Here is a 25955-nt window from a genome sequence, read left to right as displayed (position 1 = left end):
CCTCATAGGTTGTTAATTCTTAGCAAGATGCTCAGCAAGTTTGGATTCTAGATCGTTGATATCAATAATATTGCTTAGTACCACTAATTTATCTGCCGGGATACCCGAACTGGCCGCTAAATCTTTGGTCATAACAAAAATATCGGCTTGATCGGGTGAGATAGATGCAAGATCGGCATGTGTTACTTCGGCATCAACATTTAATTTCTTAAGCACTTTTTTGATATTCATTTCAACCATAAAACTACTACCTAGACCTTGACCACAAACAGCCATAATTTTCATATTATTTATCCTTTTATAAAGTTTAATTAAATTTAATAACGATTGGTTACAGTTAAAATCTGATCGCAATGTTGAGCATTAAAAATGGCTTGCATATCATTTGATTCACCAAATAAGGTTGCCAATTGCGTTAATATTTCAATATGACTAGAACTATCAATTGCTGCTAATAACGTAATTAAATAAACTGGATCATTATCTGCCGAATTGAAATTTACCCCTTGTTTGACTAATAACATTGATAAGCCTAATTGGTTTACACCATGCTCTGGTCTGGCATGTGGCATTGCAATGCCAGGCGCTAACACATAATAAGGTCCAAGTGATTCGTGTAATTCAAAAATTTTTTCAATATAATTAGGAGAAATCGTATTGTTTGCTAATAATGGTGATGCGCAAAGCTGTATAGCTTCTTTCCAATCATTTACAGAATCAACAATATTCACAGTTTGCTGTGTTAAATAGTTAGCGAGCATTTTCTCTCCATTAAAATTCTGATAATTTATTGAAAAATTAGCATATAAATTAAAAATAGCCACAACTAAAATAATAGAAATGTGATAGCGCTATCATATTTGCATAAATTTTTATTTATTTTGTGATGTAGATAACATTTCTAATAAATTCATTAAAAATAATTATGTTGATAGAATAATATTATTAAAAAATTGAGTTTTAAAAGGTGGCTCACAATATTCATATTAATGGATAAGTCACTCATCACTGGCTTGCAGTTGTCAAAATTAGTCTTTTTTAAACGAACGGTTAGATTAAATTCAATTAGGATGAAATATGCAAAGCGCAAAAAAACGGAGGAATACAGGGCAGGTTACTTTATTTGACGTAGCGAAATATGCCGGTGTGGGCTCTATGACCGTGTCACGCGCCTTACGCACGCCAGAACGTGTTTCTGTTAAACTTCGCAAAAAGATTCAAATTGCTATCGATGCGTTAGGATATAAACCCAATGTTACCGCTAGCCAGTTAGCCTCGGCGTCATCTAGCCCAGTTATTGCAGTTATAACAACCAAAAACCACGATCATTCTGCGCAAATTTTGCTTGATGTGTTACAAGCAAATTTAATTAAACAAGGTTATACAATATTGTTTATTGAATCTGAGCATTATTATAACCGTGAACTAAAATTGTTAGATTCTTTACACAACCATAATCTCGAAGCAATATTGTTATTTTATGTCGAAAATGACGTTATTATTGAGAATGTTAATCTTAATAAAACGATACCTATTATGAATATTGGTAAGCAATATGATACAGCGGCAGATCTTTATATAGCGTTAGATAATAGTTTAGCAATGTATATGCTAACCGAACATATAATAAAAAAAGGCTATCAAAATATTGGGTTACTGTGTGCCAACCAACAAAATTATCTCTTTCAACAGCGTTTACATGGTTGGCATAAGGCGATGTTGGATTATCATCTACCTACCCATCGAGTTATCAATGCTGCCAAGCCCGCTAATTTTAGTACAGGTAGCTTATTACTGCCTGACATATTATTGAATTGGCCTGAAATCGATGCCTTAATTTGCACTACTGATGAATTAGCCTGTGGTGTGCTTTATGAGTGCCAACGACGGCATATCCGTGTGCCACATCAATTAGCAGTGAGTGGATTTGGTGATAACGAGTTTTGCCAAGTGAGTTTTCCACCTTTAACAACAGTCTCCTTACCTGCTGTAAAAATAGGGGAACATTTGGCGATGCAACTATTAAGTAAGTTAAAAGCTCAAACTCATTGCCATAAACCAGATTTATCAACGTTCGCCCCTATACTTCGTTTAAGAAACAGTACTTAGTTGCATTGAGTGCCAAGTTATATTAAATCCTAGGTTATATTAAATACTTAGCTGTCATGATATTTTGCATATACATCCAATCGACTAGTTAGCAAGGCTTAAAATAATGAAGCATGCATAGCAATCCCCAAACTGTGGTGGTGTGAAGTAGCGAGTATAAATTACCTTTCTATTTTCTTCACTTCACCGAGTTTAAAATTACACCTCATGTTTCAATCCAGAAAATAGCCAGAAAAACTTCAATAAAATCAATGTCTTTCCTGAATGATTTTTAAACTATAAAATCCTCAATCGCTAAATCACTAATCGGTTACTGATGGTTATGATTTAGCGCCAGAATATACCACGACAGCCATGCATGAAGTCAGAGATTTAGCACAAAGCCTACCCAAATCGAATGTGATAACAGTCGCTTATTTTATCCACAAAAAGCAAAACGCCAAAAATCACACAGCCCTCAAAATAAGCCATTTTGCACTGAAAAATCAGTCAGAAAAGCCATTGATTTTATTTAATTTTTTGTTGTAAAAATAAAAATACAAAATCAAAATGGCTAGCTTTTTATAAAACTATAGCGATAAAAGGGAAAGTAGATTTTTTAATATGTCAGAAAGGAGATGGTCGGCGAGAGAGGATTCGAACCTCCGACCCACTGGTCCCAAACCAGTTGCGCTACCAAGCTGCGCTACTCGCCGTTAGGAAGCGCATAATACTGCGCTTCCTGAAAAGTGTCAATACTTATAGTAAAAAATATATAGCAAAAAATAGGCTTGAGATTTTTATTTTGCTAACGGTGCTGGTGTTTTACCAATACGTTGATAAAATTCAACAACAAAATCCTCGTAACGTTTGTTAGCAACCGCCTCACGAATTTCAGCCATTAAGCGTTGATAATAACGTAAATTATGAATGGTATTTAAACGTGCACCTAAAATCTCACCACATTTATCTAAGTGATGAAGATACGATTTAGTGTAATTTTTACACGTATAGCAATCACAATGAGGATCAAGTGGTGTTGTGTCATCTTTATATTTAGCATTACGAATTTTAATCACACCATTGGTAACAAATAAGTGACCATTGCGGGCATTGCGGGTTGGCATCACACAGTCGAACATGTCAATACCACGACGCACGCCTTCGACTAAATCTTCAGGTTTCCCCACCCCCATTAAATAACGGGGTTTATCAGCGGGTAATTGTGGGCAAGTGCCTTCTAATATACGGTGCATATCAGCCTTGGGTTCACCAACCGCTAACCCGCCAACCGCGTAACCGTCAAAGCCTATTTCAGTTAATCCTTTAATTGAAATATCCCGTAATTCTTGATGAATACCACCTTGCACAATACCAAATAGTGCATTTTTGTTGCCTAATTCATCAAAGCGTTGTCGGCTGCGTTTAGCCCAACGTAAAGACATTTCCATTGATTTTTTGACATAATCCCAATCAGCAGGAAAGGGGGCACATTCATCAAAAATCATTACAATATCAGAACCCAGGTCGTATTGAATTTCCATTGAAATTTCAGGCGATAAGAAAATCGAATCGCCATTAATTGGATTACGAAAATGAACACCTTCTTCTTTGATTTTTCGAATATCGCCTAAACTAAAAACTTGAAACCCACCTGAATCGGTTAAAATAGGTCCTTTCCATTGCATAAAGTCGTGCAAATCACCATGTTTACGCATGATTTCTTGCCCAGGCCTTAGCCATAAGTGAAACGTATTGCCGAGTAATATTTGCGCACCTGTTGCAGCAACTTCTTCTGGTGTCATACCTTTTACCGTGCCATAAGTGCCTACAGGCATAAACGCTGGGGTTTCAACAGTGTATTCAACTCCACGGCGATCGAATTTCATTCGCCCACGACGAGCTAACCCGTCAGTATTATCTAGTTCAAATTTCATTTTTTGTTAACCTCTTGCGACCAAATAAACAGTTTGGCGCGAATTATTGTTATAATGCGTAATCGCATCATTAATTTGCGGAACCTAGTTTATCTTGCTTGACTAAAATAAACAATATTTGAAGGGGCTTTGAATCGTTTGAAACGTATTATTCTACTATTGTCAGGTTGGTCGATGTTTTTTCTCACTGGGTGTCAAATTCAAAGTAAAGCTTACCCCAAAGTGATTACTTCCGATCGGATTCAATTGTTATCTGAAAATGATATTTTTTCAATTAGTCAGATGGCTTGCCTTGAAACAGATAAGCGGGCAGTCATTCCTCCTGATTACCATGCTTTAAGCCAAAGACTCAATAAAATTGCTAAAACCCTGCCTAGCAAGGCTAATAATATTGAGATAAATTATCAAGTTTATATTAATACTGAACCTAATGCATGGTCTACCGCTAATGGTTGTATACGTGTAAATAGTGGTTTGATGAAATTATTGAATGATAATGAGTTACAGGCAGTACTTGCCCATGAGCAGGCTCATATCGCACTTAAACATGCTATTAGCTTGTTTAAGCAAGCGCCTTATATCGAATTGACTGATAAAATTGGCGAACTTGTTGTTATTGCTAAAGAAGACGTAGCTCAACAATATGAAATTGAAGCTGATAACTATGCTTTTGATTTATTAATAAGTAAAAACATAGATCCGATGAGTTTAGTTGACATGCTAGCCAAATTGCCTATTCACTCAACCAATAAACCAACATCACATCCTTCAAGAATAAAACGAATAAAGAATATTATTGCTAGGCTAAAGCGGTAAAAAGTGGTAAATAACTATTTGTGCGATCAGTTAAATAATAGCCAACTAGGTTTGCACTTAGCTCAATTTTATTTGGCTATTTATTTAACCGCTTTTTAAGATTTATTATCACGAAGCCGAAATAAACATAGCATCACCGTAGCTAAAAAAACGATAGTTTTCTTTAACTGCATGCTGATAAGCATTCATGGTATTTTCGTAACCAGCAAAAGCAGAAACAAGCATAATCAAAGTTGATTCCGGTAGGTGAAAATTTGTGATAAGTGAGTCAATAACCTTAAACTGATAGCCTGGATAAATAAAAATTTGGGTATCGTCAAAAAAAGGAGCGATTTTTCCTGTCTTTTGTGCGGCACTTTCTAAAGCACGAACCGATGTAGTCCCTACTGCGATCACTTTATTGTTTCTGGCTTTGCATGCTAATACGGCATCGACAACCGAATCGGGGACTTGAGCATATTCTGAATGCATAATATGTGCCTCAATATTTTCAACTCTAACAGGCTGAAATGTTCCCGCTCCAACATGTAAAGTAACAAAAGCCATTTCAACGCCTTTTTGTTTTAATTTTTCTAATAAAGGTTTATCGAAATGAAGACCTGCTGTAGGTGCGGCAACCGCGCCAGGCACTTTACTATAGACTGTTTGATAAACTTCACGATCCTGTTCGTTGTCAGGACGATCGATGTAAGGTGGTAAAGGAATATGACCAATTTTATTCAAAATACTGAGCACATCATCAGGGAATTGTAATTCAAATAAAGCATCGTGGCGGGCTATCATGGTCACATTAATGTGTTCATTTTCACCTAATATTAACTCAGTTCCTTCTTTTGGTGATTTTGAGGCTTTAATATGCGCAAGAGCACGATTACCATCTAGTAATCTTTCGATTAATATTTCTATTTTACCTCCAGATGTTTTTTTCCCATACAAACGAGCAGGAATCACTTTAGTGTTATTAAAAATCAATAAATCACCTGGATTAATTTTATCGATAATATCAGTAAATACCTGATCTTCAATTTTACCTGTACGACTATCAAGAGATAGCAGTCGACATGCACTTCTGGTTGCTGAAGGGTGTTTGGCAATGAGCTCTTTTGGAAGCGAGAAGTCAAAATCTGATAGCTGCATAATTGTATTCCTCAAAAAATGAGGCATTAGTCTAAAGCTCTCATTATGTCTAAGCAAGTAATTATTTGTTGATTATTATAATAGTTGCGTTAAAATTCAAACGGTCTAACAGATGTTAGCCGATTACAAGTTATATTTAAATATAAGGAAAATAATATGAAAAAACATCAAAAAACATTGCTAGTTGCACTTCCTTTAGTTGCTGCAATGTCGCTAGTTGGTTGTAAAAACATGGGCGCAGATGACTTAGCTAGTCTTGGCATGAAAGGTTTAAAAGCTGCTACTCTAAGTGATAATGATGTGAAAGCATTAAGTCAACAATCATGTGCTCAAATGGATGCCGAATCTAGAATTGCACCTAAAAATAGTGCTTATACTAAACGATTAAATAAAATCGCTAAATCACTCGGTAATAATTTAAATGGAACACCTATTAACTATAAAGTATACATCACAAAAGATGTTAATGCATGGGCAATGGCTAATGGTTGTGTTCGTGTTTACAGTGGTTTAATGGACATGATGACTGATAACGAAATTCAAGGTGTTTTAGGTCACGAATTAGGTCACGTTGCTTTAGGTCATAGTAAAAAAGCTATACAAGTAGCTTATGCAACAGAAATGGCACTTGATGCAGCAGCATCATCAGGTAATGCAAAAATAGCTTCATTATCTAAATCTAAATTAGGTGCTTTAGCATCAGCAGTGATTAATGCTCAGTTCTCACAAAAACAAGAACAAGATGCGGATAACTATTCTTTCGATTATTTAGTTAAGAAGAAAATCAATCCAGCTGGTCTTGCAACGGCATTTGATAAGTTAGGTGGTGGTGATGCTTCAATCTTAAGTAGCCATCCGTCTTCAACAGCGCGTGCAGATAATATTCGTAAAAAACTTGCAGAGTTAAAAAAATAAGTTCTGTGATTGCATTATGAAAGCGTCATCCATGGCGCTTTTTTTATATCTAATTGATTGTTTTTGATAGCAATAATTTGGTGATGAATTTATTGTAAAATCCATCAACCAACAAGCAAAGGTTTAACAATGACTTTTTTATTGTTTATAAGAAGATAAGAATTTAGCAAATCGTCCAATTGCATCTTCAAGGTCGCCTAAATATGGTAAAGCAACAATTCTAACGTGATCTGGCTTATGCCAATTAAAACCGGTTCCTTGTACAAGTAACACTTTTTCCTGTAACAAAAAGTCTAATACCAATTTTTGATCATTATGGATGTTAAATTTTTTCTGATCTAATTTGGGAAATAAATACAAAGCACCTTGTGGCTTAGTACATGAAACACCCGGAATATCGTTCAGTAGGCGCCACGCCAACATACATTGCTCATATAATCGACCACCTGGCACAATAAATTCATTGATACTTTGATACCCACCAAGAGCCCCTTGAATCGCATGTTGTAATGGTACATTGGCGCATAAGCGCATGGAAGCAAGCATATTTAGACCTTCAATATAGCCTTTTACGTGATGCTTAGGACCACAAAGTGCCATCCATCCTTGTCTAAATCCCGCAACTCGATATGTTTTTGATAAACCGCTCATCGTAATAACAAATAAATCAGGCGCCAATGCAGCAATTGAATGATGTACGGCATCATCATATAAAATTTTGTCGTAAATTTCATCAGCGAAAATAATCAGATTATTTTGACGGGCGATTTCAGCAACCTCAAGCAATATTTCTTTACTATAAACAGCACCAGTTGGGTTATTGGGATTGATAATTACAATACCTTTTGTTCTAGGTGTAATTTTTTGTTTGATATCATCTAAATCTGGTGACCAATTTGCTTCTTCATCGCACAAGTAATGAACCGCATTTCCGCCCGATAAACTTACTGCCGCAGTCCATAGTGGATAGTCAGGCATAGGTACCAGAATTTCATCACCACTATTAAGCAATGCTTGCATAGACTGGACGATTAATTCCGATACGCCGTTGCCAATGTAAATATCTTCAACATCTAAACTGTTAATACCTCTGGCTTGATAATGTTGCATAATTGCTTTGCGGGCAGAGTAAAGGCCTTTTGAGTCACAATATCCTTGTGAAGAAGGTAAATTTCTAATGACATCAACTAACAATTCATCAGGAGCTGCAAAGCCAAAAGGGGCGGGATTTCCAATATTAAGTTTAAGGATTGTTTGACCTTCTTCTTCTAGCCTTTTAGCATGCTCAAGAATTGGTCCACGAATATCGTAACAAACGTGATCCAATTTGTTTGATTTTTGGAAATTTACCATAATATCGCCCTTTCTTTTTTATTGTGATCGTTTTTTAATGTAATGAAAAAAACAATCTACTCCTATTTAGATAATTTTTGAAGATGCTATTATAACTAGCTCAATAAATATTATTTAACTGTCTGAATTTTGTGCGGAGAGAGTTATGAAAACCATTTTAACCGTCATTGGTAAAGATCAAACCGGCATTATTGCCGGTATTAGTCAGAAATTATATGAATTAGATATTAATATTTTAGATGTCAGCCAAACAATTATGGATGAGTATTTTACGATGATTATGTTGCTTGACTTATCTAAAATCAATGTGGCCTTTGATGAGGTAAAAACGACATTGACGCAAACCGGTGAAAAACTAAAAGTTAAAGTCAACATTCAACGAGAAGAAATTTTTGATGCTATGCATCGTTTGTAATATCAATTCTCTATTTTTGTATAAAAGGATAGTACTAATGGAAACAAAACAGATCCTCGAAACCATTAAAATGATTGAGGAAGAAAAGCTTGATATTCGCACAATAACCATGGGTATTTCTCTCCTTGATTGTATTGATAGCGATGGCGAGAAAGCACGTCAAAAAATTTATAACAAAATTACGCTGTTAGCTAAACATTTGGTAAAAGTCGGTGAGGAGATTACCTCAGAATTTGGCATTCCCATTATCAATAAGCGTATTTCTGTCACACCCATATCGTTAATTGCTGGTGCAAGCGATGATAAAGATTATGTTGCATTTGCCAAAACACTTGATGAAGCCGCTAAAGCTGTTGGTGTTAACTTTATTGGCGGATTTTCAGCACTGGTACAAAAAGGTTATCACAAAGGTGATGAAATTTTAATTAATTCAATTCCACAAGCACTTGCACAAACAGAACGCGTTTGCGCATCAGTGAATGTTGGTTCTACACAAACAGGAATCAATATGGATGCAGTCAAGCAAATGGGGCATATTATTAAACAAGCAGCACAATTAACTGCCGATAACAGCAGTATGGCATGTGCGAAGTTAGTTGTATTTGCCAATGCCGTTGAAGATAATCCATTTATGGCAGGCGCTTTTCATGGCGTAGGTGAAGCTGATTGCGTCATCAATGTGGGTGTGAGTGGCCCAGGTGTTGTTAAGCGTGCGCTTGAAAAAGTCAAAGGGCAACCTTTTGACGTTGTTGCTGAAACCATAAAAAAAACAGCATTTAAAATTACTCGTATGGGGCAACTCGTTGGTAAAGAGGCTTCTGAGCGCTTAGGCGTTAAATTTGGCATCGTCGATTTATCGTTAGCTCCAACCCCTGCAATTGGTGATTCAGTTGCCCATATTTTAGAAGAAATGGGGCTAGAAGCAGTTGGCACTCATGGTACAACCGCAGCATTAGCTATGCTCAATGATGCAGTAAAAAAAGGCGGCGTCATGGCATGTGGTCATGTGGGTGGTTTAAGCGGAGCCTTTATTCCTGTTTCAGAAGATGCGGGTATGATTGATGCGGTAAATAATGGCGCTCTGAATCTTGAAAAACTAGAAGCAATGACTTGTGTTTGTTCTGTTGGACTAGATATGATTGCTATTCCAGGCGATACGCCAGCTGAAACTATTTCGGCAATCATTGCTGATGAAGCAGCAATAGGGGTGATTAATCATAAAACAACAGCAGTTCGAATTATTCCTGCTGTCGGTTTAAAAGTAGGCGATAACATTGAATTTGGTGGCTTACTAGGTCATGCGCCCATCATGCCAGTAAATAACTTTAGCTCATGTGATTTTATTCGCCGTGGTGGAAGAATACCTGCTCCAATTCATTCATTTAAAAACTAATAGATTAATTTTAAATAATTGATACCCCTACTCTGCCTGCACTAAAGCTGGCAGAGTATTAAACTTTTAATGCCAAACTTACTTAGCAATGGCAAAACGCGTTTCTTCAATAACCTCTTCATTATTTCTAGATTCATTCCTTTTTCCTTCCATCTATCAATTTGAATGTATGGTAGCGCATTTCAGCGCTTCGTTTAGCAATACGCTCTTTACGCTTTACCGTAAGGTTAAGCTTTTATTCGCCACCTGATGCTCCACGCCTATTAACAGTTAAGATATAGCGATTATCATTAATACCCAAAGGCTTTAATTAGCCTTGCAATAAATCCATTATCTAAAAATTTTTTTACCGTTTGCGGCGAGCTATTTTTTAACAAATCGTGGCTATTGAACTCTCCCTATGATGCGCAATTTCATGGATATTATTTGGCATCAAATCCATTCGTCTCTTTTATCTTAATTCCCTACAATTGATGATATTAAATTAATGCTGCTTTAATTCGAGCAATAGCAAATACGCAATATTTTAGATGTTTGCTAATCACATAATGAGGGAGGATGAAATGGGAAATGAATCTAACAATCACATGTTTTTTGAAGATTTGATTCTTTTAGATAAAAACTTTCAAGATACTAATCAATTTTTTGATTTTACTTTTCCTATTTTAAAAAGTGGTGGTTATGTAAATCATTCCTTTTTAGACGCAATTAAACAACGAGAGTCTTTATTCCCTACCGCATTACCAACAGAACCTTATGTGGTAGCAATGCCACATACCGATGTTGAACATGTTATTAGGCCATTTATCTTCTTTATTCGAGCTAAAGGAACAATTCCATGGTATGAAATGGCAAACAATGACAACTTATTAAAAGCTAATTTTGTTTTTTTACTCGGCTTTAATCAAAAAAATGGGCATATTGATTTATTGCAAACATTGATGTCTTGCTTTGTAAATCCCGTTTTTTTGAAAGCACTTTATCACGCAAAAACAACGCATGAAGTTTTTACATTATTGACATCGAATATAAATTTATAAGGAGGCATTATGAAAAAAGTTATTGTTGCATGTGGCAGTGGAGTGGCTACATCACAAACCGTTGCCAGCAAGGTTACTCGTTTATTAAAAGAACGGAATCTTGATGAGATAAAAGTAGAAGTTGTGGATCTGAAATCTGTCGATACTCACATCAAAAATAGTGCAGCTTACATTGCAATAACTAAAATTGAAAAACAGTATCCTATTCCCGTCATCAATGGTATTGCCTTTCTAACAGGAATAAATATGGAAGCGGAATTACAAAAAATTATCGATGCCTGTAAATAGGAGCACAAATATGGATTTTCTCGGAACAATTGTAAATTATATTTTAAATTTAGGTGCGCCAGTTTTTGTGCCGTTCATTATGTTAATTGCGGGTTTAATTGTGCGCATGAAATTTAGCGACGCCGCTTCAGCAGCAATTACGTTGGGTGTTGCATTTGTTGGCATGAGTATGTTGATTGGCTTTATGGTTAGTGCTATTGGTTCAGCTGCACAAACCATGATGGAACGAACAGGGATTGAACTAAGCATTATTGATGGCGGCTGGACTACCATGGCAAACGTATCTTGGGCTTGGCCGTATGCTTTTCTTATGTTCCCTTTGCAAGTGGGTATTAATATTTTAATGTTAGTACTAAAAAAAACCGATACCTTTAATGCTGACTTATGGAATGTGTGGGGGAAAATTTTTACCGCTTTTATTGTCACCGCTGTCGCCACGCCAATCTTAGGATCGATTATGGCTTTGGTCTTTGCTTTTATTACAGCTACTTTTCAGATCATATTAGAGCTTAATTCTGGTGATATTAATCAACATCGAATAGAAAAACTAACGGGTATTCCAGGTGTAACTTGTACTCATAGGATGCTATTTTTCAGTGCAATTTATTATCCATTTGATTTGCTTCTGCGCAAAATACCGATGTTAAATAAACCGATGGATGCAGCAGCATTACGTTCAAAAATTGGCGTTTTTGCTGAAAATCATGTAATTGGTTTTTTATTAGGAGCAACTTTTGGGATTATTGCTGGTTATGATGTTGCAGCTATCTTAATGCTTGGTGTGCAAGCTGCAACTGCGCTTATGTTATTCCCAATGATTTCTAAGTTATTTATGCAAGCACTATCACCAATTTCTGAAGCAATTAGTGATTATATGAATAAACGTTTTGCTGGACGTAAATTATTTGTTGGTTTGGATTGGCCGTTTATGGGTGGTTCAAGCGAAATTTGGTTTACCGTAATAGTTGCGATTCCTTTTACCTTAATTTGGGCCGTTATTTTACCTGGTAATAAAATTCTTCCTTTTGCGGGTATTATCAATGTGGCACTTATTGTTCCTGCTTATATCTTAACTAAAGGTAACACATTAAGAATGGTGATTTTAGCCATTATTGGAGTTCCTTTCTTCTTATTTGTTGGAACTCAATTTGCACCAATCATTACTGATTTAGGATTAACAACTAAAGCGATTGATATTCCTGCTAATCAGTTAATTTCAAATAGTTCTATTGATGCTCCTATCTTTACTTATACATTTTCATTTATTTGGCAATGTTTGCAAGGCTATTTTGTTCCATTAATTTTAGCTATTTATTGGTGTATAGGTTATTTCTTTTATGCACGAGAATTGCGCAAAGAAGCTATACAAGACATAGCGAAATAATGAATAAATGGACGCTAACGTATTCGTTGAACATATTTTAAAGTACACCTGATGGTAATGTTAGTTACCATCAGACAATGAACAATAAGGTAGTTATGATATGGTTATCGATAAGCGAATTCATGCCATTTTAAAAACATTAGTTCATAATCCCAATATTAGTGGCGTTGAACTTCAATCTAAATTTGGGCTAACTCGTAAACAGCTTAGTTATACTATTAAAAAAATTAATGATTTCCTTGAGTCATCTCATCTTGAACTAATTAAACGGTTTAAAACTGGTAAATTTAGTGTTCCAAAATTAGTTATCGAAACATTTAGAAATGAGCCAATCTCTCTTGATATTGGTCGTTATATTTATTCTGAAGATGAGCGAATTCATTTACTGCTATTTTTTTTATTAATTAGGACAGAGAGGCTTTCATTAATGCATCTGTCCTCGTCTCTTACTGTTAGCCAAAATACGGTGATCAATGATATTAAAAAAATACAAGCCGTAATTGTTCAGTATCATTTACAAATCAATTATGACCGTGAAAATGGTTATCGTATTGTCGGCAGTGAAATTGACAAACGTTATTTATTGCTAAAATTAATTCGTAGAATTATTAATATGCCCATAGCCGATAAAATTTTTAGAGAAAACGAGGCTATTACCCAAGATCGCTTAGAACAAGTAGGGCTGGTTTTTAGCGAAATAGAGAAAAAATTAAAAATTGTTTTTACTGATGAGCAATTGCAAGAGCTGACTTACTTTATTTGTTTTATGTTACAACGCATAGAAACAGATAAAAAAATTGAGCTTTTGCCAGACAACTATACTGAAGTAGCCAATAGTCGTGATTTTCAATTATTGAAAAAACTCATTGAACGATTCGGTATTTGTGATCTTAATGAGCAAATTTTTTTAATGGTGTTAGTTCAAAGTTCTAATATACAAACGCTATCTGATAAATATTTTCATTTAGATGCGGTGTTATTAGAAAGTGTTGTTGAAGTTGTTGATAGTTTCGAACAAATTAGTTGCATTACCTTTCAAGATAAAAGTGAGCTCATTGAGCGTATCTATCAGCATTGGAAACCTGCTTATTACCGTATTCGGTATCACATTACCAATATTAATAGTGTGTATGACATCGTATTGCAAGAGTTTGGTCATTTACATGAAATGGTAAGAAAAGTCATTTTCCCTTTCGAAAAAATTTTACATTGTAATATACCCGATGAAGAGGTCGCTTTTATTACCGTATTATTTGGTGGTTGGTTAACTCGCGAAGGTTTAATTAATCAAATTAAAACTAAAAAAGTAGCGATTTTTGTTTGTGAAAATAGTGCAACGGTTTCAACTTATCTTTATTTGACGTTACAAATACTACTTCCTGAATTGCATTTTTCTGATGCTATGTCTAAACGTGAGTTTGAGAAATATAACCACTATTACGATATTATTTTTTCAACTTCACATTTACTTACTGATAAATTGTTATTTATTGTTAATCCTTCACTCAATAATTTCCATAAAAATGCTTTTCGTAATCAAGTTATTCGGGCTTTACAAGGTATTGATCCTAGCATAATTCAGGTTGAAGAGCTTATGTTAATTATCGAAAAATACAGCTTTATCAAAGATCAAAAAGCATTACAAAAAGAATTAACCACTTATCTTTATAACGATGAAGTGCATGATAACCCTGTGCGAATAACGCACCAAGAGCCTCCTTCACTTGCTGATTTAATGGAAAAAGAGCATATCAATATTACACAAAAAAGGGATATAACATGGGAAAGTGCATTGGCTTTAGCTGCACAACCGCTGTTAAACGACCAATCCATAGAAAGTTGCTACCTTGAAAGAATGGTTAACAAAATCCAATTTGAACAACCTTACATTATGCTGGTAGATGGGCTAATTATTGCTCATGCAGGTATTGATGATGGTGTGAATAAAGTCGCTATGTCATTACTTAAGCTATCGGAAAGAATCAATATTTGCGGTTATATGCAGGCTGATTTAATTGTTGTTTTAGCAACAAATAATCCACAAAAACACCTTAAAGCACTTGCCCAATTAAATGAATTATTAGAATTTCACGAAGGCGCAACGCGCATACGAAATGCCAAAAATAGCAATGAAATTTGGGAGTTGTTTGCCAATTATCAATGAATATCTTGTCAAAATAGGAGTTACACAATGTTAGAGATACAAAAACAATATGTGGTCGACATGGCTAAAAAATCGAGTGAGTGGGGACTTTGTAAACATAAAGCAGGTAATTCTAGCGTTCGTGATAAAGAGTCAGGATATGTTCTTGTCACGCCAACAACAATTGATAAAAAGTTGTTAACAATTCGGGATATTGTTGTGATGGATCTTGATGCTAACGTTATTGAAGCCGATTCAGGATTAAGACCAACCAGTGAATGTTTAATGCATCTTGAGATTTATAAAGTTCGCCCTGATGTTTTTGCTATTTCACACACGCATTCTATTTTTGCAACATCATTTGCTGTATTAGCAAAACCTATTCCAGCCGTTGTTTATGAGTGTGCAATTCTTAATTTAAAAGATGCTGTGATCCCTGTTGCACCCTATGGGAGACCGGGTACACCAGACCTTTCAAATAGCGTTATAGAACCCATAAAACGAGCTGATGCCATTTTAATGGAAAAGCATGGTGCTATTGCCGTAGACAAAGATCCTTATGAAGCTGTATTAAAAGCTGCATATATTGAAGAAATGGCTGAAATATACTATCACGCTTTACTGATTAATGGCGGTAAAGATCCGGGTGGATTTCCGTCAGAGGAGTTACAGCGTTGGGCCTATCCTTCACAAATTAAATTTAAAAAATAATTTTTAGTCTATTTATTTTAATACGTTAATTGTAGGAAAACGCCGAGTTGTTTACACTTCATGGTTAAAATAATCCTCTAAAAACTCATAAGGCGTTTTCCCTGAAATCGCTTTATGCGGTTTAACGGTATTATAAAAATTAATAAAGCGTTTCAGTTTTTGTTTTCTATCTTGTGAATCGCTAAATATATGCTGATTATACCACATCGCAATTCAAAGTTCGTATCACTCTTTCGGCTTTCCCATTCGTTTGTGGGCAGGCGGGTTTGGTGAATTTTTGATTAATACGATGGCTATGGGACGTTTTAACAAATAAGTGTTCACTTTGTAAATACCCCAAACTTAGTACACAACTTACGTAGAAAATTAAGCTGCCTGTTTTAATGTTTTATATTCGAGCGGTGTCATGTTATTTAATGCCTCATGCGGTCTTTCGGTGTTATAAATCGTTAACCATTCTTCGGTTATTCTCCTTGCTTGTGCTAAGTTGTTAAAAAGATATAAATCGAGTACTTCAGTACGATAGGTGCGATTAAATCGTTCAATGTACCCGTTTTGATATGGGCTACCGGGCGCTATATAATCAATGGCTATATCATGTGATTTAGCCCAGTTTATAAAGGTTTTTCCTGTAAATTCTGGTCCATTATCGACGTGTATTTTTAATGGATAGCCATGGTATTCAGCCAGTTTATCTAAGTAACGGGTAACTCTCCCTGCCGGTAAGCTTACTGCAATATCAATACCTAACGCCTCACGATTAAAGTCATCGATGACATTGAATGTCCTAAAGCGACGTTGATTACAGCTACTATCACTCATAAAATCCATTGACCAACATTCACCTTGTTTATTAGGAACCAATAGCTTTTCTGGTGTTCGTTGGGGGATACGTTTTTTACGTTTAGCTCTAATATTAAGTTTTAACTCACAATACACCCGATAAACACGCTTATGATTCCATTTATAGCCGAGCTTTCTGATACGATTAAAGCATTTAGGAAAGCCCCAGCGTAAATGCCGGTCTGTGATAGCATTCAACACCGAAACAATCACCGAATCATCCTGTAACTTAGGTTGATAATAGTAAGCACAACAGCTTAAGCCAACAATGGCACAACTCATAGCAATAGTAACTGAATGATTTTGTTGTAGTTGCTGTGCCCACGTTTTACGTGCCTTTGTCGGCACTAAAGCTTTTTTATGATTTCTTCCTGAAGCTGAGATTTTAAGCTCAGTTCGGCAAACATCTGCTTAAGCTTGCGGTTTTCAGCCTCCAGCTCCTTTAAGCGTTTGATATCCGACGTTTCCATACCGCCGTATTTTTCTCGCCATTTATAGAAAGTTGAATTACCCATGCCCTATTTACGGCACAGCTCTTTAACGGGAATACCTGCTTCAGCTTCTTTTAAAATAGCGACGATTTGATGTTCAGTCATTTTTTTCATAATTAAATCCTCTTTACTTTTATCATAGAGAATTTTCTACTTTTTTGCTGTACTATTTTAGGGGATAGTTACACATTGTAACAATAAAAAATACTAAACAATATATTAAGGTAGCCGTTCAATGAGATATTTATATTTTTTCCTTACATTACTCTTTGTGTCATTTTTAGCCACTGGAGGGATCTTTGTCAAATTAAGTGAATTAGGACCTATTAGTACAGGTTTTTATAGGGTACTGTTTAGCATTCCAATACTATATCCTTTTTTTAAAATAGAAAAAAGGAATAAAGTGATCTGTAAAGATAAACTTTTACTCTATATTTCTGGAGGATTTCTAGCAGGGGATTTAATACTGTGGAATATATCTTTCTCATATACGACAGTCGCAAATGCAAATTTATTAGCAAATTTAGTCCCTTTTAGTATAGTGCCGGCCTGCTATTTTTTATATAAAGAAAAAATATCAAAAAAATTTTTACTAGGATTGTTTTTAGCTTTATTAGGGCTTTTTATCCTGATCACCGGTAAACAAAATACTAACGAAGGAAATGTCTTTGGTGATTTTCTTGCATTTATGACATCTATTTTTTATGCCTTATTTTTACTCATTGTTTACAAAGTAAGAACTAGAGTATCTAGCGTACAAGTTATGTATTATAGTGCCTTTGGCTCAGTTGTTGTCCTTTTATTAGCCAGTTTAATTATGGAGGGAGTTAGTTACCCTACAAGTTGGAGAGAACTATGGCCTCTTATTGGGTTAGCTATTTTTTCCCAAATACTAGGGCAAGGTGGCCTTAGCTATATTCTAGGAAAAATATCTGCTAGCCTTGCATCAATATTAGTTCTTATGCAGCCTGTTATTTCCGCATTATATGCTTATATTCTTTTTCATGAAAATCTATCTCTCCAAGAGATTCTAGGAATATTTATTGTTATAGTCGGGATTTTCTTTGCTAAAAATAAATGACTTTTTTATCCTTTTTTAAGACTGAATTCGGTACAATTTAGAATTCAGTTTTTACTTTTTGTAGTTGCTAAAGCGGATGGAAAATTAGTTACAACTTTCCATCAAAAATAATTCAAAGAATTAGGGTGTATTGATCTTTCGTGATTGTTTTTTAGACGGCATGATGTGAGTTATAATAATTCTGCAAAAAACAACCCTAACTCGATTCATCATGCCAAGAACAATGCTAACAGATAAACGGTGGGAAAAGCTACTACAAATAATGAAAAATACCGGCCGAGTTTATAATAAATCCGAGCATCGGATGACGTTTGAAGGGATCCTTTTCCGAATGAGAACCGGTATTCCTTGGCGAGATTTGCCAGAAGAATTTGGTGGATGGAGCACCGTCTATAGGCGATTTAATTTGTGGTCTAAAAAGGAATATTAGTTGATATTTTCAAACATTTATCACAACTAGAGGATTTTGAATGGGTGTTCCTAGATGGCTCGATTATCAGGGCTCATCAACATAGTACAGGCGCTGCAACGGAGCATTCCGAGCAAATAGGTCAGAGCTGTGGCGGTCATTCAACTAAAATTCATCTTGCGGTTGATAGTGGTGGTTTGCCTATTTTTTTTGAGCTTTCTGAAGGACAACGACATGATATCACTTATGCAGAAAACCTAGTTGAAAAGCTCGATGAAGTGAATACAGTGATAGCCGATAAAGGTTATGACAGCGAGCCTTTTCGGTGCTTTGTTCGTCAAAAAGGCGGACGAACGGTGATTGCTAAACGTAATTATGGTAAGAATATAGATAAAAGCAGTATGGATAGGTGCCTTTATCGCTATCGTCATTTAGTCGAGAATGCCTTTGCTAGAATCAAGCAATATCGTTCAATATCAACTAGATACGATAAGTTAGAAAGGAATTATGCCAGTATGGTATCACTGGCATTTATGTTAATGTGGCTGCCAATGTATTGTTGAGTAATTTATGTACAGCAAAGATCAACAGCCCCTAGTCAATTAATAGAAAAATAGTGAATCAGTAAAAAATTTTATATTAAAAAATTAGACGTTGTTTGAATACTTAGACATTTTATCAATGATACTTAGAATATTATTTTATCGATATTGTGATGATGATGTCCGCCGATGATATCGGCGGATTTATTGTTTTATTGGGTTTGGATATATTCATTCATATATTTTAAGATATACGCCATTGAAGCCGCTCCCGGATCCATGTGACCAATTGCGCGTTCACCTAAATTTTTAGTTCGTCCAAATACAGCGATCATCTGTTTCGTTTTTTCTGCGCCTTCCATAGCAGATTGTGCGATTTTAGGTAGCGCATCGATTAACTTCGTAGATGTTAATTGACTTGCGGTTGTTGCGCTAGCGGCTAAGGCATCAACCATAGTCTTATCCCCTGGTTTGGCTTTTCCGCGTTGATACACTGCCTGCCAACCTTCGTTAAGGAGTTTTGATAATACATCAGAATCAAACTCTGTTACGCCTGTAATACTTTTTCCGCCCGCTCTAAATAAAGTACCAAAAATAGCGCCAGAAGCTCCGCCCATACTTATCATTAATTTTGTACCAATTTGCGTAAAAAAATCACCTATATTAGTTGGTTGAAATTTTTCGTCTTGTAGTAGCACCATGATAGCTGTAAATCCACGTTTCATACCGATGCCGTGATCGCCATCGCCGACTAATTGATCTAAAGCGGTTAATGTTGGTTCACTTTCGATCATTTTTTGGGCGGTAAATAACATCATTTTACGAACTTGTAATAAATTCATTCTATTTTCTCCATCCTAGTGTTTGGCAAGGTAAATCATAAAGATGTTGTAATTCTTCATCTAATTTCATTAAGCTAATTGAAAAACCAGACATTTCAAGGGATGTACAAAAATGGCCAACAACGACATCGTGGCTGATTATGCCGCGTGTATCCAGCTCAATACCGACTTTACGTGTTACAATGAACAGTTCGGCATTACTCAGTGCGCCTAAATTATTAATTAATACACACACGCGGTCGCCTTTTTTAAACGGTAAATCATTACACAGGCTGTCTATCATCTCTTTAACAACTTCATCAGATGATGTTATAGCTTGTCGACGCAACCCTGCTTCACCATGAATACCAATACCAATTTCAATTTCGTTATCATCTAATTCAAAATTGAAATGATTTGATTGAGGTAATGCGCATCCATCTAGGGCGACACCGATGGTACGAACATTGTTGTTTGCTTTCGATACAACTTGGTAGAGATTTTCAAGGTCGTATTTTTCAAATTGTGCGGCAGCGCCAGCAATTTTGTATAAAAACATAATACCAGCGACGCCACGGCGATCAGAAATCTTAGATAATGGTGCCGAAGCAATATCATCAGTTGCTCGAATCGTTTTGATAACAATATTTTCTTCTGCTAATATTTCAGCTGCAATATCAAAGTTCATGCCATCACCAGAATAGTTGCCATATAAAAAAAGGACGCCTTTCCCTTTTTCTATAGCTTTGGTCACTTCAATAATTTGATCGGGCGATGGCGATGTAAAAACTTCTCCAAGTGCACAGCCATCAATACCTCCTTTACCGATAAAACCAGCAAAAGTCGGCTCGTGACCTGTACCACCGCCTGATACAATGACAACTTGATCATTGGCAATATGGTTACCATAAACAGCACAATGCTCTGAAATTGCTGTTAGCTTTCCCTGATAAGCATAGATCAACCCTTGCATGACTTCTTGCCTTACATTATTGGGATCATTAAGCAGTTTTTTGGGGTTGCGCATTCTTTATTTCCTCTCTATTAATTATTGTTAACATTATTTATTGTAGGAAAAATTAATAACTCAAACGAATACAATTAATGACAAATAATATCCTACTTATTGCGCATCATCGGGATGATTTAGTTGATCTTTATGAGAGCTAGAAATTTAGTTGTTTATTCTTGAAAGAACATAATAGCACCAATACATATTAATAACTTGTTTATAAAAGAATATTGCAGTTATAATTTGTAAAGTTTTCAAAAAAGCTGATATTTGAGTATAACCATCATCAAGAATTATCTATGAATACAGAATCTTATCTTCAACGTTTTAGTGGCATTGCACGGCTTTATGGACAATCAGCTTTACAATGCTTTTCGCAAGCGCATATTTGTGTGATTGGTATTGGCGGCGTGGGTTCTTGGGTTGCTGAATCGCTAGTGCGTAGTGGCATTGGTCAAATCACCTTAATTGATATGGATGATGTTTGCGTTACAAATACTAACCGCCAAATTCATGCATTAAAATCCAATATCGGTAAAGCAAAGACATCGGTTATGGCTGAGCGAATTTTACAAATCAATCCTGAATGTGTTGTGAATGAAATTGATGATTTCATTAATGGAGATAATGTCAGTGAATATTTGGGTACAAAACAATCACCGCGTTATCACTATATTATTGATGCTATCGATAGTGTAAATGATAAAGCGGCTGTACTTGCATATTGTAAGCGACAGAAATTAAAGGTGATTACCATCGGTGGAGCTGGTGGGCAAAAAGATCCTACTCAAATTAAAATTGCTGATTTAGCAAAAACAATTCAAGACCCATTAGCCGCTAAATTACGCGAAAAATTGAAAAATCATTATAAACTTAATAAGGACAGTAAAGGTAAATTTGCCATTCCATGTGTTTATTCTACCGAACAACTAACTTATCCAGCTAAAAATGGGCAAATATGTTTTACCAAAAGTGACGCAGACGGCCCTAAAAAAATGGACTGCGAATCAGGATTTGGGGCAATTACCACAGTCACAGCAACTTTTGGTTTTGTTGCTGTGAGTTATGTATTAAATAGATTATGTCATTTATGATTTATATTTTGAACTAAGCAAACAGCTTCTTTTTTATATATGAGTTACTTTCAATAACAACTATTTTTTATTAGAAATAGTTGTTTATCTGTTGCTATTTTTATTATTCAATTTTTTTCTCTTCTTAAAAATCATTGTTCTATTATTAAACTACTTTTTTGTTTAATATCTTATTGTATAAATTAAAAATCTGATTTAGGATAGTGCTAATTTCGTTTTGTTATTATGCTTAAGCATTAAATAGTTTCAAGGAAGACGCCAAACGATCCCGATTTATTTTTTAATTTCAAGGAGAAATCTATGGCAGTAACTAATATGAATGAGTTAAATGAGTTAATGGCTCGAGTGAAAAAAGCACAGGAGACTTATTCAACTTATACTCAAGAGCAAGTCGACAAAATCTTTGTAGCAGCCGCAACAGCCGCAGCGGCAGCACGTATCCCACTAGCACAACAGGCAGTTGCTGAGTCAGGAATGGGAATTGTTGAAGATAAAGTCATAAAGAACCTTTTTGCTGCAGAGTATATTTTAAACAAATTCCGTCACGATAAAACTTGTGGTATAGTGGCTGAAAATGAACCATTTGGTACTATTACTATAGCAGAACCACTTGGTATTATTTGTGGAATTGTTCCAACCACTAACCCTACTTCAACTGCGATTTTTAAATCATTAATTAGTTTAAAAACTCGTAACGCAATTGTATTTTCCCCTCATCCTCGAGCAAAAAAATCAACGATTGAAGCAGCTAGAATTGTATTAGATGCCGCAATTAAAGCTGGTGCACCAAAAGACATTATTGGTTGGATTGATGAACCATCCATTGAGTTATCAAATGCGTTAATGCATCACGATGATGTCTCGGCTATTTTAGCAACAGGTGGTCCGGGTATGGTAAAAGCAGCTTACAGCTCAGGCAAACCAGCATTAGGGGTTGGAGCGGGTAATACGCCAGTTGTTATTGACGAAACAGCAGATTTAAAACGTGCTGTGGCTTCTGTTCTTATGTCTAAGACATTCGATAATGGTATGATTTGTGCTTCAGAACAAGCAATTGTTGTGGTTGATTCTGTATATGATGAAGTGCGCAGTTTATTAACCCAATATGGCGCATATGTATTAAACGCTAAAGAAACAAAAGCAGTACAAGGTATTATCTTAAACGATAAAGGCGCGTTAAATGCTAATATTGTTGGTCAACCAGCGACCAAAATTGCTGAAATGGCCGGCTTCAAAGTTCCAGCTGGTTCGAAAGTACTTGTTGGCGAAGTGAATAAGGTTGACTTGTCTGAACCATTTGCTCATGAAAAACTTTCGCCAACACTTGCTATGTTTAAAGCTAAAGATTTTTCAGAAGCGGTTGATAAAGCGGAAAAATTAGTTGAAATGGGTGGGATGGGGCATACTTCTGTGCTTTATACTGATCAAGATAGCAACCGTGAACGTATTGCTTATTTTGGTAGTAAAATGAAAACTTGCCGTATTTTAATTAACCAACCAGCAGCTCATGGCGGTATTGGTGATTTGTATAACTTTGATTTGGCGCCATCTTTAACATTAGGGTGTGGCTCTTGGGGCGGTAACTCGGTATCTGAAAATGTTGGACCGAAGCATTTAATCAATAAGAAAACAATCGCTAAGAGAGCAGAAAATATGTTATGGCACAAATTACCAAGTTCTATCTATTTTAAACGTGGCTCGCTTCAAGTTGCTTTAAATGAAGTGATTGAGCAAGGCGCAAAACGTGTATTTTTGGTAACCGATAAATTTTTATTTAACAACGGTTACTCAAAACAAATCACTGATCAATTAGAAGCACAAGGTGTTATTTGTGAAACTTTCTTTGATGTTGAAGCTGATCCCACTTTAAGCGTTGTTCGTAAGGGTACGGACTCAATGCAATCATTCCAACCAGATATGATTATTGCGCTAGGTGGCGGTTCGCCAATGGATGCGGCTAAAATTATGTGGGTTTTATATGAGCACCCTGAAACAAAATTTGAAGAATTAGCATTACGTTTTATGGATATTCGTAAACGTGCTTGCCATTTCCCAAATATGGGTCAAAAAGCAAAATTAATTTGTGTCACAACAACATCGGGTACAGGCTCTGAAGTAACGCCATTTGCTGTTGTTACTGATGACGCAACTGGTCAAAAATATCCATTAGCGGATTATGCAATTACTCCGCATATGGCTATTGTTGATGCTAATTTAGTTATGAACATGCCAAGATCACTTTGTGCCGCCGGTGGTTATGATGCGGTTACTCATGCTTTAGAAGCTTATGTATCTGTGATGGCTAGTGAGTTTTCTGATGGGCAAGCGTTGCAAGCGCTAAGCATGCTTAAAACGTACCTACCTGCAAGTTATAGAGAAGGGGCTAAAAATCCAATAGCACGTGAGAAAGTGCATAGTGCTGCCACATTAGCTGGTGTTGCATTTGCTCAAGCATTTTTAGGTGTTTGTCACTCTATGGCACACAAAATTGGTGCTGCATTCCATATTCCTCATGGTGTGGCTAATGCAATGTTAATTAGCAATGTGGTGCGGTTTAATGCAACGGATAAACCAACTAAACAAGGTACTTTTAGTCAATATGGTTATCCTAAAGCCATTAGCCGTTATGCAGAAATCGCTGATCATTTAGGTTTAACCTTAGCTACTGACAAAGATGAAAAGAAAGTCGAGAAATTAATTGGTTGGTTAGATCAACTAAGAAAAGATCTTGATATTCCATTTTCTATTAAAGAATTTGGCGTGGATGAAAATACTTTCTTAGCACAAGTTGATCAACTAGCGATTGATGCTTTTGATGACCAATGTACAGGTGCAAACCCACGTTATCCTTTAATTGCAGAATTAAAACAAATTTTGCTTGATACCTATTATGGACGTGCATATCAAGACAATGGCGATATTAGCGAAGATGTTGCTATCAATACCGCCGCTAAAGGTGTACAAACGTCTAAAAAAAAACTAACTTCAAAAAATTAATATAAATTAATTTATTGATTTATTGATTAAAAAAAGACCTGAAATAGCTCGTATTTCAGGTCTTTTTTATGTTTTTGATTTTTTTTTAATCAAACAAAATAAAATTTGTTTTTTTTGCTTGCAAGGTTGAGTGTTCTAGTACATAATGCGCAGCACTTAGGCCGGCTTAGCTCAGTAGGTAGAGCAACTGACTTGTAATCAGTAGGTCGCCAGTTCGATTCCGGCAGCCGGCACCATTTTCCTAAGTAGACAAATTTATAAAGATTCGGGGTGGGGTTCCCGAGCGGCCAAAGGGAGCAGACTGTAAATCTGCCGTGTCACACTTCGAAGGTTCGAATCCTTCCCCCACCACCATCATCTAATATTAGCAATAGCTAATTGAAGCATTTAGGTAGCCGAGTTTGAACATGCGGGCATCGTATAATGGCTATTACCTCAGCCTTCCAAGCTGATGATGCGGGTTCGATTCCCGCTGCCCGCTCCAATTGCTGATATAGCTCAGTTGGTAGAGCGCACCCTTGGTAAGGGTGAGGTCGGCAGTTCAAATCTGCCTATCAGCACCATTCTTGTTATTCTCCTAAACTTCTAAAAATATCAAATTTGACTGCTTTTAATGCTTGTCACTAGATAGCTTTATCTGTTATTATTCAGAGCTAATTTTAAGTTAGTATTATGTTGATATTAAATATGATACTTGGTTAATGTGGTGAATCGCCACCGATTTGTATTACATTTGAGGGACAATCGATGTCTAAAGAAAAATTTGAACGTACAAAACCCCACGTTAACGTTGGTACAATCGGCCACGTTGACCATGGTAAAACAACTTTAACTGCAGCAATTACTTCTGTTCTTGCTAAAAAATACGGCGGTCAAGCTCGTGCATTCGATCAAATCGATAACGCACCAGAAGAAAAAGCACGTGGTATCACCATCAATACTTCACACGTTGAATACGATACACCAACTCGCCACTATGCGCACGTAGACTGCCCAGGCCATGCTGACTATGTTAAAAACATGATCACTGGTGCGGCACAAATGG

23 protein-coding genes, 5 tRNA genes and 1 pseudogene are annotated in these 25955 nt (G+C 35.9%); 19 read left to right on the top strand and 10 right to left on the bottom strand.

Features of this window, described 5'->3' with window-relative positions:
- Positions 1-12: 12 nt before the first annotated feature.
- Positions 13-285, bottom strand: coding sequence for a PTS sugar transporter subunit IIB (locus tag A9G45_RS05190; RefSeq protein WP_065566512.1), 273 nt, complete (start codon positions 283-285; stop codon positions 13-15).
- Between the two features lie 32 nt (positions 286-317).
- Positions 318-761, bottom strand: coding sequence for a PTS sugar transporter subunit IIA (locus tag A9G45_RS05185; RefSeq protein WP_065566511.1), 444 nt, complete (start codon positions 759-761; stop codon positions 318-320).
- Between the two features lie 316 nt (positions 762-1077).
- Between A9G45_RS05185 and A9G45_RS05180 the strand changes: the two genes are divergently transcribed.
- Complete coding sequence (locus A9G45_RS05180) at positions 1078-2109, top strand: LacI family DNA-binding transcriptional regulator (protein WP_065566510.1); 1032 nt, start codon at positions 1078-1080, stop codon at positions 2107-2109.
- Positions 2110-2727: 618 nt separating this feature from the next.
- Here A9G45_RS05180 and A9G45_RS05175 read toward each other — a convergent pair.
- Positions 2728-2804: transfer RNA gene (locus tag A9G45_RS05175), tRNA-Pro, on the bottom strand.
- Between the two features lie 84 nt (positions 2805-2888).
- Positions 2889-4025 (bottom strand): tRNA guanosine(34) transglycosylase Tgt, encoded by a 1137-nt coding sequence (tgt, locus tag A9G45_RS05170; protein WP_065566509.1) that lies wholly within the window; start codon positions 4023-4025, stop codon positions 2889-2891.
- Positions 4026-4163: 138 nt separating this feature from the next.
- Between tgt and A9G45_RS05165 the strand changes: the two genes are divergently transcribed.
- A complete protein-coding gene (locus tag A9G45_RS05165) occupies positions 4164-4841 on the top strand; it encodes a M48 family metalloprotease (protein ID WP_141673619.1) in 678 nt (225 codons plus the stop codon).
- Positions 4842-4949: 108 nt separating this feature from the next.
- On the opposite strand, the gene queA is transcribed toward A9G45_RS05165, so the two are convergent.
- Positions 4950-5978, bottom strand: coding sequence for a tRNA preQ1(34) S-adenosylmethionine ribosyltransferase-isomerase QueA (queA, locus tag A9G45_RS05160; protein WP_065566507.1), 1029 nt, complete (start codon positions 5976-5978; stop codon positions 4950-4952).
- Positions 5979-6134: 156 nt separating this feature from the next.
- Here queA and A9G45_RS05155 point away from each other — a divergent pair, with 156 nt between their 5' ends.
- Entirely contained in the window at positions 6135-6893 is a 759-nt protein-coding gene (locus A9G45_RS05155) for a M48 family metallopeptidase (RefSeq protein ID WP_065566506.1), read from the top strand.
- A 138-nt stretch (positions 6894-7031) separates the two neighbouring features.
- On the opposite strand, the gene A9G45_RS05150 is transcribed toward A9G45_RS05155, so the two are convergent.
- A complete protein-coding gene (locus A9G45_RS05150) occupies positions 7032-8246 on the bottom strand; it encodes a pyridoxal phosphate-dependent aminotransferase (protein WP_065566505.1) in 1215 nt (404 codons plus the stop codon).
- Positions 8247-8391: 145 nt separating this feature from the next.
- Between A9G45_RS05150 and A9G45_RS05145 the strand changes: the two genes are divergently transcribed.
- The 7 genes from A9G45_RS05145 to A9G45_RS05115 all read left to right on the top strand — a co-directional run bounded on the left by A9G45_RS05145 (position 8392) and on the right by A9G45_RS05115 (position 15620).
- On the top strand, positions 8392-8661 hold the full coding sequence (locus tag A9G45_RS05145) for an ACT domain-containing protein (RefSeq protein WP_065566504.1): 270 nt from the start codon (positions 8392-8394) through the stop codon (positions 8659-8661).
- Positions 8662-8698: 37 nt separating this feature from the next.
- Entirely contained in the window at positions 8699-10054 is a 1356-nt protein-coding gene (locus A9G45_RS05140) for a PFL family protein (RefSeq protein ID WP_065566503.1), read from the top strand.
- 563 nt (positions 10055-10617) lie between these two features.
- A complete protein-coding gene (locus A9G45_RS05135) occupies positions 10618-11094 on the top strand; it encodes a PTS sugar transporter subunit IIA (protein WP_065566502.1) in 477 nt (158 codons plus the stop codon).
- A 9-nt stretch (positions 11095-11103) separates the two neighbouring features.
- Positions 11104-11382, top strand: a complete 279-nt coding sequence (locus A9G45_RS05130; protein WP_065566501.1) for a PTS sugar transporter subunit IIB — start codon at positions 11104-11106, stop codon at positions 11380-11382.
- Between the two features lie 10 nt (positions 11383-11392).
- Positions 11393-12766 (top strand): PTS galactitol transporter subunit IIC, encoded by a 1374-nt coding sequence (locus tag A9G45_RS05125; protein WP_065566500.1) that lies wholly within the window; start codon positions 11393-11395, stop codon positions 12764-12766.
- A 100-nt stretch (positions 12767-12866) separates the two neighbouring features.
- A complete protein-coding gene (locus A9G45_RS05120) occupies positions 12867-14930 on the top strand; it encodes a BglG family transcription antiterminator (RefSeq protein WP_065566499.1) in 2064 nt (687 codons plus the stop codon).
- A gap of 27 nt (positions 14931-14957) precedes the next feature.
- Positions 14958-15620: a class II aldolase/adducin family protein gene (locus tag A9G45_RS05115; RefSeq protein ID WP_065566498.1), complete on the top strand. Its 663-nt coding sequence runs from the start codon at positions 14958-14960 to the stop codon at positions 15618-15620.
- A gap of 51 nt (positions 15621-15671) precedes the next feature.
- Here A9G45_RS05115 and A9G45_RS14095 read toward each other — a convergent pair whose 3' ends face one another.
- Together A9G45_RS14095 and A9G45_RS05105 are read right to left on the bottom strand one after the other, a co-directional pair.
- Positions 15672-15827 (bottom strand): integrase core domain-containing protein, encoded by a 156-nt coding sequence (locus A9G45_RS14095; protein ID WP_141673618.1) that lies wholly within the window; start codon positions 15825-15827, stop codon positions 15672-15674.
- 159 nt (positions 15828-15986) lie between these two features.
- Positions 15987-17068 (bottom strand): annotated as a pseudogene (locus A9G45_RS05105) (IS3 family transposase).
- Positions 17069-17189: 121 nt separating this feature from the next.
- Between A9G45_RS05105 and A9G45_RS05095 the strand changes: the two are divergent.
- Positions 17190-18035: a DMT family transporter gene (locus tag A9G45_RS05095; RefSeq protein ID WP_065566497.1), complete on the top strand. Its 846-nt coding sequence runs from the start codon at positions 17190-17192 to the stop codon at positions 18033-18035.
- Between the two features lie 211 nt (positions 18036-18246).
- Positions 18247-19007 (top strand): IS5 family transposase gene (locus A9G45_RS05090; RefSeq protein WP_141673617.1). Its coding sequence is split into 2 segments (ribosomal slippage): positions 18247-18451 and positions 18451-19007, totalling 762 coding nucleotides; the frame shifts between segments, so codons are not numbered across the junction.
- 191 nt (positions 19008-19198) lie between these two features.
- Here A9G45_RS05090 and dhaL read toward each other — a convergent pair.
- Complete coding sequence (gene dhaL / locus A9G45_RS05085; RefSeq protein ID WP_065566496.1) at positions 19199-19828, bottom strand: dihydroxyacetone kinase subunit DhaL; 630 nt, start codon at positions 19826-19828, stop codon at positions 19199-19201.
- Position 19829: 1 nt separating this feature from the next.
- Positions 19830-20834: a dihydroxyacetone kinase subunit DhaK gene (locus A9G45_RS05080; protein WP_065566495.1), complete on the bottom strand. Its 1005-nt coding sequence runs from the start codon at positions 20832-20834 to the stop codon at positions 19830-19832.
- 284 nt (positions 20835-21118) lie between these two features.
- Between A9G45_RS05080 and tcdA the strand changes: the two genes are divergently transcribed.
- The 7 genes from tcdA to A9G45_RS05045 all read left to right on the top strand — a co-directional run.
- Complete coding sequence (gene tcdA / locus A9G45_RS05075; RefSeq protein WP_065566494.1) at positions 21119-21913, top strand: tRNA cyclic N6-threonylcarbamoyladenosine(37) synthase TcdA; 795 nt, start codon at positions 21119-21121, stop codon at positions 21911-21913.
- Between the two features lie 300 nt (positions 21914-22213).
- Positions 22214-24910: a bifunctional acetaldehyde-CoA/alcohol dehydrogenase gene (gene adhE, locus A9G45_RS05070; protein WP_065566493.1), complete on the top strand. Its 2697-nt coding sequence runs from the start codon at positions 22214-22216 to the stop codon at positions 24908-24910.
- A 160-nt stretch (positions 24911-25070) separates the two neighbouring features.
- Positions 25071-25146 (top strand) — tRNA-Thr (locus A9G45_RS05065).
- Positions 25147-25179: 33 nt separating this feature from the next.
- A tRNA-Tyr gene (locus tag A9G45_RS05060) sits at positions 25180-25264 on the top strand.
- Between the two features lie 55 nt (positions 25265-25319).
- Positions 25320-25394, top strand: a tRNA-Gly gene (locus A9G45_RS05055).
- Between the two features lie 3 nt (positions 25395-25397).
- A tRNA-Thr gene (locus tag A9G45_RS05050) sits at positions 25398-25473 on the top strand.
- 184 nt (positions 25474-25657) lie between these two features.
- Positions 25658-25955, top strand: a 298-nt coding sequence (locus A9G45_RS05045) for a GTP-binding protein (protein ID WP_255307127.1), incomplete at its 3' end; no start/stop codon positions are given.

Source organism: Gilliamella sp. HK2 (assembly GCF_001690265.1).
Taxonomy (GTDB): domain Bacteria; phylum Pseudomonadota; class Gammaproteobacteria; order Enterobacterales; family Orbaceae; genus Gilliamella; species Gilliamella apicola_C.
This window is presented reverse-complemented; position numbering and strand designations above follow the sequence as displayed.

What these genes read in the sequence shown, in the direction of transcription:
- A9G45_RS05190 (WP_065566512.1), bottom strand. Translation starts at nt 285, where the DNA reads ATGAAAATTATGGCTGTTTGTGGTCAAGGTCTAGGTAGTAGTTTTATG.
- A9G45_RS05185 (WP_065566511.1), bottom strand. Translation starts at nt 761, where the DNA reads ATGCTCGCTAACTATTTAACACAGCAAACTGTGAATATTGTTGATTCT.
- A9G45_RS05180 (WP_065566510.1), top strand. Translation starts at nt 1,078, where the DNA reads ATGCAAAGCGCAAAAAAACGGAGGAATACAGGGCAGGTTACTTTATTT.
- tgt (WP_065566509.1), bottom strand. Translation starts at nt 4,025, where the DNA reads ATGAAATTTGAACTAGATAATACTGACGGGTTAGCTCGTCGTGGGCGA.
- queA (WP_065566507.1), bottom strand. Translation starts at nt 5,978, where the DNA reads ATGCAGCTATCAGATTTTGACTTCTCGCTTCCAAAAGAGCTCATTGCC.
- A9G45_RS05155 (WP_065566506.1), top strand. Translation starts at nt 6,135, where the DNA reads ATGAAAAAACATCAAAAAACATTGCTAGTTGCACTTCCTTTAGTTGCT.
- A9G45_RS05150 (WP_065566505.1), bottom strand. Translation starts at nt 8,246, where the DNA reads ATGGTAAATTTCCAAAAATCAAACAAATTGGATCACGTTTGTTACGAT.
- A9G45_RS05145 (WP_065566504.1), top strand. Translation starts at nt 8,392, where the DNA reads ATGAAAACCATTTTAACCGTCATTGGTAAAGATCAAACCGGCATTATT.
- A9G45_RS05140 (WP_065566503.1), top strand. Translation starts at nt 8,699, where the DNA reads ATGGAAACAAAACAGATCCTCGAAACCATTAAAATGATTGAGGAAGAA.
- A9G45_RS05135 (WP_065566502.1), top strand. Translation starts at nt 10,618, where the DNA reads ATGGGAAATGAATCTAACAATCACATGTTTTTTGAAGATTTGATTCTT.
- A9G45_RS05130 (WP_065566501.1), top strand. Translation starts at nt 11,104, where the DNA reads ATGAAAAAAGTTATTGTTGCATGTGGCAGTGGAGTGGCTACATCACAA.
- A9G45_RS05125 (WP_065566500.1), top strand. Translation starts at nt 11,393, where the DNA reads ATGGATTTTCTCGGAACAATTGTAAATTATATTTTAAATTTAGGTGCG.
- A9G45_RS05120 (WP_065566499.1), top strand. Translation starts at nt 12,867, where the DNA reads ATGGTTATCGATAAGCGAATTCATGCCATTTTAAAAACATTAGTTCAT.
- A9G45_RS05115 (WP_065566498.1), top strand. Translation starts at nt 14,958, where the DNA reads ATGTTAGAGATACAAAAACAATATGTGGTCGACATGGCTAAAAAATCG.
- A9G45_RS14095 (WP_141673618.1), bottom strand. Translation starts at nt 15,827, where the DNA reads ATGTGGTATAATCAGCATATATTTAGCGATTCACAAGATAGAAAACAA.
- A9G45_RS05095 (WP_065566497.1), top strand. Translation starts at nt 17,190, where the DNA reads ATGAGATATTTATATTTTTTCCTTACATTACTCTTTGTGTCATTTTTA.
- dhaL (WP_065566496.1), bottom strand. Translation starts at nt 19,828, where the DNA reads ATGAATTTATTACAAGTTCGTAAAATGATGTTATTTACCGCCCAAAAA.
- A9G45_RS05080 (WP_065566495.1), bottom strand. Translation starts at nt 20,834, where the DNA reads ATGCGCAACCCCAAAAAACTGCTTAATGATCCCAATAATGTAAGGCAA.
- tcdA (WP_065566494.1), top strand. Translation starts at nt 21,119, where the DNA reads ATGAATACAGAATCTTATCTTCAACGTTTTAGTGGCATTGCACGGCTT.
- adhE (WP_065566493.1), top strand. Translation starts at nt 22,214, where the DNA reads ATGGCAGTAACTAATATGAATGAGTTAAATGAGTTAATGGCTCGAGTG.